Source organism: Trueperaceae bacterium (assembly GCA_031581195.1).
Taxonomy (GTDB): Bacteria; Deinococcota; Deinococci; order Deinococcales; family Trueperaceae; genus SLSQ01.
In genome coordinates this window covers 1-8,573 of the sequence record JAVLCF010000097.1, presented here as the reverse complement: position 1 = coordinate 8,573, position 8,573 = coordinate 1, and the positions used below count along the sequence as shown (strand labels likewise).

Sequence of the window (8,573 nt, the reverse complement as noted above, 5' to 3'; positions counted from 1 at the left end):
CCCGTCCAGGAGGCCCCCGCATGAGCGACCCCTCGACCGCCTCGCCCCCGAAGACCCTCTACCAGAAGGTGTGGGACGCCCACACCGTCCGCGACCTCGGGGGCGGCCGCACGCAACTCTTGATCGGGACGCACCTCATTCACGAGGTCACCAGCCCCCAAGCGTTCGGGATGCTGCGCGACGCCGGGCTCGGGGTCCGCATGCCCGAGCGGACCTTCGCGACCGTCGATCACATCGTGCCGACCCACAGCCTCGTCGAGCCGTTCGAGGACCCGATCGCCGACCAGATGATCCGCGAGCTGCGCCGGAACACCGAGGCGCACGGCATCGAACTGTTCGACGTCACCACCGGGCGGCAGGGCATCGTGCACATGGTCGGTCCCGAACAGGGCATCACCCAACCGGGCACCACGATCGCGTGCGGCGACAGCCACACGAGCACGCACGGCGCCTTCGGAGCGATCGCCTTCGGGATCGGCACCAGCCAGGTCCGCGACGTGCTGGCGACGCAGACGATGGTGATGAACGAACTCAAGGTCCGCCGCATCGAGGTGAACGGCACGCTGCGCCCCGGCGTGTACGCCAAGGACGTCATCCTGCACATCATCAAGACGCTCGGCGCGAAGGGGGGGATCGGGTACGCGTACGAGTACGCCGGCGACGTGTTCGACGCCATGGGAATGGAGGAACGCATGACGGTGTGCAACATGTCGATCGAGGGCGGCGCCCGGTGCGGGTACGTCAACCCCGACGAAACGACGTTCGCGTACCTCGAGGGACGCCCCTACGCCCCGAAGGGGGCGGCGTGGGACGCCGCCGTGGAGCGCTGGCGGGCGTTGGCGAGCGACGAGGGAGCCCCGTACGACGACGTCGTCGTCATCGACGCGGCCGACATCGCGCCGACCGTGACGTGGGGCATCAACCCCGGGCAGGGCGTCTCGATCGCCGATCCGGTGCCCGACCCCGCCGACGCGGAGGACGCGGCGGAGGCCACCTCGATCCGCGAGGCGCTCGAGCACATGCAGCTCGAGCCGGGCGCCCCCATCCGCGGCCGAAAGATCGACGTCGCCTTCTTCGGGAGCTGCACGAACGCGCGCCTCAGCGACTTTCTGGAGGCCGCCCGGGTGCTGGAGGGCCGCACCGTCGCGCCGGGGGTCGAAGCGATCGCGGTCCCGGGCTCGCAGTGGGTGAAGGCGGAGTGCGAGAAGCGCGGGATCGACCGGATCTTCATCGACGCCGGCTTCGAGTGGCGGGGGGCGGGCTGCAGCATGTGCCTCGCGATGAACCCCGACAAGCTCGAGGGCGACCAACTGTGCGCCAGCAGCTCCAACCGCAACTTCAAGGGCCGGCAGGGCAGCCCCACCGGACGCACCGTCCTCATGAGCCCCGTCATGGTGATGGCGGCCGCCGTCACCGGCGAGATCGCCGACGCGCGCGAGGTGTTCGGCGCGGCGGACGGGGTGCCGGCATGAGCGCGTTGCCGCCCATCCCCGAGGTCCGCGGCACCGCCGTCGTGGTGCCCGGCGACGACATCGACACCGACCGCATCATCCCGGCGCGCTTCCTCAAGTGCGTGACGTTCGACGACCTCGGCCCGGCGTTGTTCCACGACGAGCGCTTCGAGGCGGACGGGACGTCCAAGGGCCACCCGCTCGACGCGCCGGAGGCGCGCGGCGCCACGATCCTGATCAGCGGCGTCAACTTCGGCAGCGGCTCCAGCCGCGAGCACGCGCCGCAATCGATCCACAAGGCCGGCTTCCGCGCGATCGTGGCGGGGAGTTTCGCGGAGATCTTCTTCGGCAACGCCACGACGCTCGGCATGCCGTGCGTCACCCTCGACGCCGACGACCTCGCGGTGCTGAAGGCGACGGTGGCGAGCGAGCCCGCGACCGAGGTGGTGGTCGACGTCGCGAACCGCGAGGTGCGGGCCGGCGACCGGGTCTTCCCCGCCACCCTGCCCGACGGCGCGCACGGCGCGCTGCTGGAGGGCCGGTGGGATCCGCTCGGCGACCTGCTCGCCGCCGGCGACGACGTCGAGCGCGTCGCGCGCGACCTCGGTTACCTCCCCGCGGAGCCGGGCGCGTGAGCGGCGCGGCGACCCGCGTCGCGCTGCTCCCCGGCGACTACGTCGGGCCGGAGGTGACCGACGTCGCGCGCGCCGTGCTGGAGGCGCTCGCGCCGCGCGTCGGGATGACGTTCGCGTTCACCGAACGCCCGTTCGGGGGCGCGGCGATCGACGCGCACGGCGAGCCGTTCCCCGCCGTCACGCGCGACGCCCTCGCGGACGTCGACGCGGTGCTGCTCGGCGCGGTCGGCGGTCCGCAGGACCACCCCTGGAACGCGCTGCCGCGCGAGCAGCGGGTCGAGTCCGGCCTGCTGGCGCTCCGCGCGCACCTCGGGGTGTTCGCGAACCTCCGCCCCGTCGTCGTGCATCCGGGCCTCGAGGCGTTGAGCCCCCTCAAGCCGGAGGTGGCGCGGGGGACGGACGTGCTGATCGTGCGCGAGTTGACGGGGGGGATCTACTTCGGGACCCCCAGCCACGCCGACGCGACGCGGGGCGTATCGACGATGGTCTACGAACGCCCCGAGGTGGAACGCATCGCCCGCGTCGCGTTCGAGGCGGCCCGCGGTCGCGGCGCGACCGTGACGAGCGTCGACAAGGCCAACGTCCTCGACGTCTCGCAGTTCTGGCGCGACGTCGTGACCGGCGTGCGGGAGACGGAGTACCCCGACGTCGCCCTCGAGCACACGTACGTCGACGCCGCCGCGATGAAGCTGGCGTCGGAACCGACCGCCTTCGACGTGATCCTGACCGGCAACCTGTTCGGGGACGTCCTCAGCGACCTCGCGGCGGTCCTCCCCGGTTCGCTGGGCCTGCTGCCGTCCGCCAGCCTCGGCGGCGACGTCGGCCTGTTCGAACCGGTGCACGGCAGCGCCCCCGACATCGCCGGCCACGACCTCGTGAACCCCGTCGGGATGCTCGCGAGCGCCGCGATGATGCTGCGCCACGCCCTCGACGCGCCCGCCGCCGCCGACGCCCTCGACGCCGCCGTGCGGCGCGCCCTGGCGGACGACCCGACCCGCGACCTCGGGGGGACGCGCGGCACGACGGCGTTCCGTGACGCCGTCGTCGACGCGCTCGACGTCGCGACCTCCGCCCCGACCGCCCCCTGACCCCCCGACCCCGCGCCCCACGGGGGCCGCGTCCGTCCCGACAGGAGACCGCCATGTCCGACCCCTCCCGCCCCGCCAACCGCCACAGCCGAGCCGTGACGCAGGGCACGTCGCGGGCCCCGAACCGCGCGATGTTGCGCGCGGTCGGGTTCGAGGACGACGATTTCGACAAGCCGATCGTCGGCATCGCTAACGCCCACAGCACCATCACGCCCTGCAACGCCGGCCTCGGAACCCTCGCGGACGCCGCCGACGGCGCCGTCCGCACCGCGGGCGGCATGCCGCAGACGTTCGGCACCATCACGATCAGCGACGGCATCAGCATGGGGACGGAGGGCATGAAGGCCAGCCTCATGTCGCGCGAGGTGATCGCCGACAGCATCGAAACCGTCTGCCTCGGCCAGTCGCTGGACGGCATCCTGGCGGTCGGCGGGTGCGACAAGAACATGCCGGGGGCGTTGATCGCCATGGCGCGCCTCGACCTCCCCGCGGTGTTCGTCTACGGCGGCACCATCGAGCCGGGGCACCTGGACGGCGAGGACCTCACGATCGTCAGCGTCTTCGAGGCGGTCGGGCAGCACGCCGCCGGCCGCATTCCGCTCGAGACCCTGAAGGCGGTCGAGACGCACGCCTGCCCCGGGAACGGCAGTTGCGGCGGGATGTACACCGCGAACAGCATGTCGAGCGTCTTCGAGGCGATGGGGTTGGCGTTGCCGTACTCCTCGACGATGGCGGCGGAGCACCCGGAGAAGGCGCGCAGCGCGGCGGAGAGCGGCGAGGTGCTGGTCGAGGCGGTCCGCGAGGGCCGCAACGCCCGCCGGATGATGACGCGCGAAGCGTTCGAGAACGCGATTCGGGTGTTGATGGCGGTCGGGGGCAGCACGAACGCGGTGCTGCACCTCCTCGCCGCCGCCCGGGCGGCGGAGGTCGAGCTCGACATCGACGATTTCGAGCGGTTGCGCCGCACCACGCCCCACTTCGCGGACCTCAAGCCGTCGGGCCGCTACGTCACGGTGGACCTGCACCGGGTCGGGGGGATCCCGCTCGTGATGAAGATGCTGCTCGAGGCGGGCCTCCTGCACGGCGACCTGCCGACGGTCACGGGGCGGACCATCGCGGAGACCCTCGCGGACGTCCCCGCCACCCCGCCGGAGGGCCAGGACGTCGTCCGGCCGCTCGCGTCACCGAAGTACCCCCACGGGCACCTCGCGATCCTCAAGGGCAACCTCGCCGAGGAGGGCGCCGTCGCGAAGACCAGCGGCCTGAAGACCACCCGCATCACCGGTCCCGCCCGCGTCTACGAATCCGAGGAGGCGGCGATGGCGGCGATCCTGGAGGACGCGATCCGGGAGGGCGACGTCGTCGTGATCCGCAACGAGGGCCCACGCGGTGGTCCCGGCATGCGCGAGATGTTGTCGCCGACCAGCGCCATCATCGGTCGGGGCTTGGGGGACGCGGTGGGGCTCGTGACCGACGGGCGCTTCTCGGGCGGGACGTACGGCCTCGTCGTCGGGCACGTCGCGCCGGAAGCGGCGGTCGGGGGCACGATCGGGTTGCTGCAGGAGGGCGACCTCGTGACGATCGACGCGGACACGAACACCCTCTCCGTCGACCTCGACGACGCCACGCTCGCCGCGCGCCGGGCGGCGTGGACGCCGCCCGCGCCGCGGTACGTGCGCGGCGTCATGGCGAAGTACGCGCGGCAGGTGGGGAGCGCCGCGGAGGGCGCCACGACCGACGAACCGACCTGAGCGGCGGCGGGCCGGGCCGCGACCCGCGGTCCGGCCCGCCCCACCGCGGCGGCGCGGGTACGATGGAGGCATGAGCGACTCCTCCCCCACCCGCGTCCTGATCTGGAACGAGTACCTGCACGAGATCGAGAACGACGGCGTCGCGGCGCTGTACCCGAACGGCATCCACGGCGCCCTCGCCGAAGCGTTCGAGGCGCGCGGCGGCTTCGCGGTGGAGACCGCGACGCTGCGCGAGCCGGATCACGGCCTGAGCGAGGCGCGCCTGGCGGACACCGACGTCCTGCTCTGGTGGGGCCACAAGGCGCACGCGGAGGTGTCGGACGACGCGGCGCGCCTCGTGCACGAGGCGGTGCTGTCCGGCATGGGCTTGGTCGTGCTGCATTCGGGCCACATGTCGAAGGTGTTCCAGCGGGTGTTGGGCACGCACGGCACGCTGCGCTGGCGGGAGGCGGACGAGAAGGAACGCCTGTGGAATCTCCGTCCCGACCACCCGATCCTCGAGGGCATCCCGGAGTACGTGGAGTTGGCGCAGGAGGAGATGTACGGCGAGCGGTTCGACGTGCCCGAGCCGGACGAACTGTTGATGCTGAGTTGGTTCCAGGGCGGCGAGGTCTTCCGCAGCGTCGCGACGTGGCGGCGGGGCCTCGGCCGCGTCGTGTACGTCCGTCCGGGGCACGAGACCTACCCGACGTACCACGACCCGCACGTTCGACGGATCGTCGTGCAGGCCGGCGCGTGGGCGGCGGCCCGCGTGCGGCAGGACGCGCGTGGATGCACGAACCCCGCGTCGCTCGAGCCGGTTCCGAACCCCGGCAAGGAACACATCCTCTAGGGCGTCGTGAGGGTCGGCGCGCGGAGCGCGTCCGGCGCGGGGACCCGCACGGCCCGCACCCAGGCGTCCGGGTGCTCGCCCGCGAGGTGGTCCGCCGCACGGTGGGCCGCGGCCTCGTCGGGCGCGAGCGCGAAGCAGGTGGCGCCCGACCCCGACAGGATCGGGGCGCCGAGCTCCGCGTTCCGGAGGGCGGCGAGCGCCGCCCGCACGGGGGCGTGCCGCGTCCCGACGCCCGGCTGGAGGTCGTTGCGCCAGCGCGGCGTCCCGCCCGCCGCCCACGCCTCGAGGACGGCGTCCCAGGCGATGGGGGGCCCGAACCCCCCGAGCGCCCGGTAGGCCTCCCCGGCCGACACCGCCACCGGCGGGCGCAGCAGGACGCCCCAGCGGGGCGGAAGGTCGGTCGGGCGGAGGCGTTCGCCGCGCCCCCGCCCGCGCGCCGCGGCGACCCCCGCCGCGAAGAACGGGACGTCGCTTCCGAGGCCCTTCGCGACGGCCTGCAGGGCGTCCGCCGGCAGCGCGTCGGGCCCCGCCAGCGCCTGCAGGGCGCGGAGCACCGCGCCGGCGTCGCTGCTGCCGCCGCCCAGGCCGGCGGCGACGGGGAGGCGTTTCTCGAGCACGATCTCGACGCCCAGCCCGCCTGGGTCCGCCGCCGCCCGCCAGGCGGCGGCGGCGTCGGCGGCGAGGTTCCCGCCCGCCAGGTCGGGGAGGGGGGCGTCGCCCCCGTCCCCGCCCTCCGCCTCGCGGGCGTCGACGACCCGACCGTGCACCCCACGCCCGGTGCGGCGGACGTGGACGACGTCGCCGACGTCGACGGTGGCGAACAGCGTGTCGATCTCGTGGTAGCCGTCCCCCCGCAACGCCGAGACGCGGAGGCCGAGGTTGACCTTGCCCGGCGCGAAGACGGTGGCGGTGGCGGCCCCGCTCACGCGGGCGGGGCGCCGTCGAGGGCGCGCGCGAGCGCCCCGACGAAGGCGAGGTCGGCGGCGTGGGTGACCTTGTGCGACCAGGGGCTGCCGTCGACGAGGGTGACGGGGTGCGGCAACGCCCGCACGAGAGCGGCGTCGTCGGTCACCTCCGCGCCGTCGGCGGCCCCGTGCGCGCGCCGCAGCAGGTCGGCGTCGAACGCTTGCGGCGTCTGGATGGCGCGCAACGCGTCGCGCGCGACGGGGGCGTCGCGCTCCACGTCGTGGAGGGTGTCGGCGACGGGCAGGGCGGCGGTCGCGGCGCCGTCGGCGCGCGCGGCGTCGAGGGCGCGGTGGAGCACGTCGGTCGGGGTGAGGGGGCGGGCGGCGTCGTGCACGACCACGTACGGCGCGTCGGCCTGCGCGAGGAGCGCCGCGACGGTCCCCTGCCGCGTCGCGGCGCCGGCCACGACGCGGGCGGCGGGGACGAGCGCGCGGGCGGCGGGGACGGCGTCGGCGGGGACCGCCACGATTACGTCGTCGCAGACCGCCGCGAGCGTCCGGACGGCGTACGCGAGCAACGGCGTGCCGGCGACCTCGACGAACGCCTTGGGGCCGCGCCCCAAGCGGCGGCCGGCTCCGGCGGCGGGCACGAGCCCGACGCAGTCGCCGCTCACCCGCCCTCCTTCCAGCGGGGGCTGCGGTCGTGCGCGACGCCGAGGTGATCGAGGACGCGGGCGGTGACCGACCCGACGGCGTCGGCGAGGGTCTCGGGGCGGTGGTAGAAGCCGGGGGAGGCCGGCACGATCAGGGTGCCGGCGTCGTGGGCCTTGAGCATGTTCTCGAGCATCGGGCGCGAGTAGGGCGCTTCGCGGACGACCGCGACGAGCGGCCGGCGTTCCTTGAGCGCGACGTGGGCGGTGCGGGCGACGAGGTTGTCGGTGAAGCCGGTCGCGACCTTCGCGAGGGTGCCGGCGCTGCACGGCACGATCGCCATGGAGCGGAAGCGGAAGCTGCCCGACGCGATCGCCGCGCCGAGATCCCGGTCGTCGTGGACGACGTCGGCGGCGGCGTGCAGGTCGTGCAGCGTCGCGTCGGTTTCGCTGGGCAGCACCTGCTTCGCGCCGGCGGTGACGACGAGGTGGACCTCGACGTCGGCCGGCCGAAGCTGCTCGAGCAGGTCGAACGCGTACGTCACGCCGGACCCGCCGGACACGGCGACCACGACGCGATCCCGGACGGGGTCTGGGGGCGGGGGCGTCATGCGGGGATGCTACCCCGGCGCCGCGGACGGGTACGCTCGCGAGCGTGAAGGACGCGGCGGCATGGAACGAGGGGCGCAGCCTGTTCGAGGCGGGCCGTTACTGGGATGCGCACGAGGCGCTGGAGCCGGCGTGGCTCGCCGCGTCGGGGGTCCAGCGGCACTTCCTGGCGGGCACGATCCTGTTGGCGGCGGCGCTGCACAAGGCCCGCGATGGCTGCAGTCCGCGCGGGGGGCGCCGCAACTACGCGAAGGCGTTGCGGCACCTCGCGGTCGTGCCGGACGCGTACGGGGGGGTGGACGTCCGTACCTTCGAGGCGCGCGTGCACGCGGCGTTGCGCGACCCGTCGCTGCACCCCACCATCCCGACGGTGGACGACGCCGGCGAGGGCGCGGCGTGAGCCGCGACGTCCTCCCCCACGACCAGCGTCGCGCCCGCCGGCCCGGGGGGACCGACGCGCGCCTGACGCGGTCGCGGGACGACCGCCGCATCGCCGGCATCGCCGGCGGGGTCGCGGCGTTCACCGGCGCGCGGTCCTCCCGCGTGCGGCTCCTGTTCGCGCTGGTCCTGCCGTTGTCGCTGGGGATCGCGGTGATCGGGTACCTGTTGTTGTGGGCCCTGCTTCCGGCCGCCCCCGACGCGCCCCCGCCGG

10 protein-coding genes are annotated in these 8,573 nt (G+C 74.5%); 7 read left to right on the top strand and 3 right to left on the bottom strand.

What is annotated here, in order from left to right; genetic code table 11:
* Positions 1–20: 20 nt before the first annotated feature.
* From leuC to RI554_09050, 5 genes are all read left to right on the top strand, one after another.
* A complete protein-coding gene (leuC, locus tag RI554_09070) occupies positions 21–1,472 on the top strand; it encodes a 3-isopropylmalate dehydratase large subunit (GenBank protein ID MDR9392163.1) in 1,452 nt (483 codons plus the stop codon).
* Complete coding sequence (locus tag RI554_09065) at positions 1,469–2,086, top strand: 3-isopropylmalate dehydratase small subunit (GenBank protein ID MDR9392162.1); 618 nt, start codon at positions 1,469–1,471, stop codon at positions 2,084–2,086. The genes leuC and RI554_09065 overlap by 4 nt, the downstream gene beginning before the upstream one ends.
* Positions 2,083–3,174 (top strand): 3-isopropylmalate dehydrogenase, encoded by a 1,092-nt coding sequence (gene leuB, locus RI554_09060; GenBank protein MDR9392161.1) that lies wholly within the window; start codon positions 2,083–2,085, stop codon positions 3,172–3,174. The genes RI554_09065 and leuB overlap by 4 nt, the downstream gene beginning before the upstream one ends.
* Before the next feature lie 53 nt (positions 3,175–3,227).
* Entirely contained in the window at positions 3,228–4,925 is a 1,698-nt protein-coding gene (ilvD, locus tag RI554_09055) for a dihydroxy-acid dehydratase (protein MDR9392160.1), read from the top strand.
* 70 nt (positions 4,926–4,995) lie between these two features.
* Positions 4,996–5,757, top strand: coding sequence for a ThuA domain-containing protein (locus tag RI554_09050; GenBank protein ID MDR9392159.1), 762 nt, complete (start codon positions 4,996–4,998; stop codon positions 5,755–5,757).
* On the opposite strand, the gene ispE is transcribed toward RI554_09050, so the two are convergent.
* From ispE to RI554_09035, 3 genes are read right to left on the bottom strand one after another with little or no spacing between them, the layout of a single operon-like run.
* A complete protein-coding gene (gene ispE / locus RI554_09045) occupies positions 5,754–6,683 on the bottom strand; it encodes a 4-(cytidine 5'-diphospho)-2-C-methyl-D-erythritol kinase (protein ID MDR9392158.1) in 930 nt (309 codons plus the stop codon). The genes RI554_09050 and ispE overlap by 4 nt on opposite strands.
* Positions 6,680–7,336, bottom strand: a complete 657-nt coding sequence (locus RI554_09040; GenBank protein ID MDR9392157.1) for a 2-C-methyl-D-erythritol 4-phosphate cytidylyltransferase — start codon at positions 7,334–7,336, stop codon at positions 6,680–6,682. The genes ispE and RI554_09040 overlap by 4 nt, the downstream gene beginning before the upstream one ends.
* Positions 7,333–7,923, bottom strand: a complete 591-nt coding sequence (locus RI554_09035) for a UbiX family flavin prenyltransferase (protein ID MDR9392156.1) — start codon at positions 7,921–7,923, stop codon at positions 7,333–7,335. The genes RI554_09040 and RI554_09035 overlap by 4 nt, the downstream gene beginning before the upstream one ends.
* 44 nt (positions 7,924–7,967) lie before the next feature.
* On the opposite strand from RI554_09035, the gene RI554_09030 reads away from it, so the two are divergent.
* Together RI554_09030 and RI554_09025 are read left to right on the top strand one after the other, a co-directional pair.
* Positions 7,968–8,321: a DUF309 domain-containing protein gene (locus RI554_09030; protein MDR9392155.1), complete on the top strand. Its 354-nt coding sequence runs from the start codon at positions 7,968–7,970 to the stop codon at positions 8,319–8,321.
* Positions 8,318–8,573 (top strand): PspC domain-containing protein (locus tag RI554_09025; GenBank protein MDR9392154.1); only part of this gene is annotated, 256 nt, incomplete at its 3' end. The genes RI554_09030 and RI554_09025, both read left to right, overlap by 4 nt.

Bases quoted from the DNA above. Each gene is read 5' to 3' on its own strand.
- leuC (MDR9392163.1), top strand. From the start codon at position 21: ATGAGCGACCCCTCGACCGCCTCGCCCCCGAAGACCCTCTACCAGAAG.
- RI554_09065 (MDR9392162.1), top strand. From the start codon at position 1,469: ATGAGCGCGTTGCCGCCCATCCCCGAGGTCCGCGGCACCGCCGTCGTG.
- ilvD (MDR9392160.1), top strand. From the start codon at position 3,228: ATGTCCGACCCCTCCCGCCCCGCCAACCGCCACAGCCGAGCCGTGACG.
- RI554_09050 (MDR9392159.1), top strand. From the start codon at position 4,996: ATGAGCGACTCCTCCCCCACCCGCGTCCTGATCTGGAACGAGTACCTG.
- RI554_09035 (MDR9392156.1), bottom strand. From the start codon at position 7,923: ATGACGCCCCCGCCCCCAGACCCCGTCCGGGATCGCGTCGTGGTCGCC.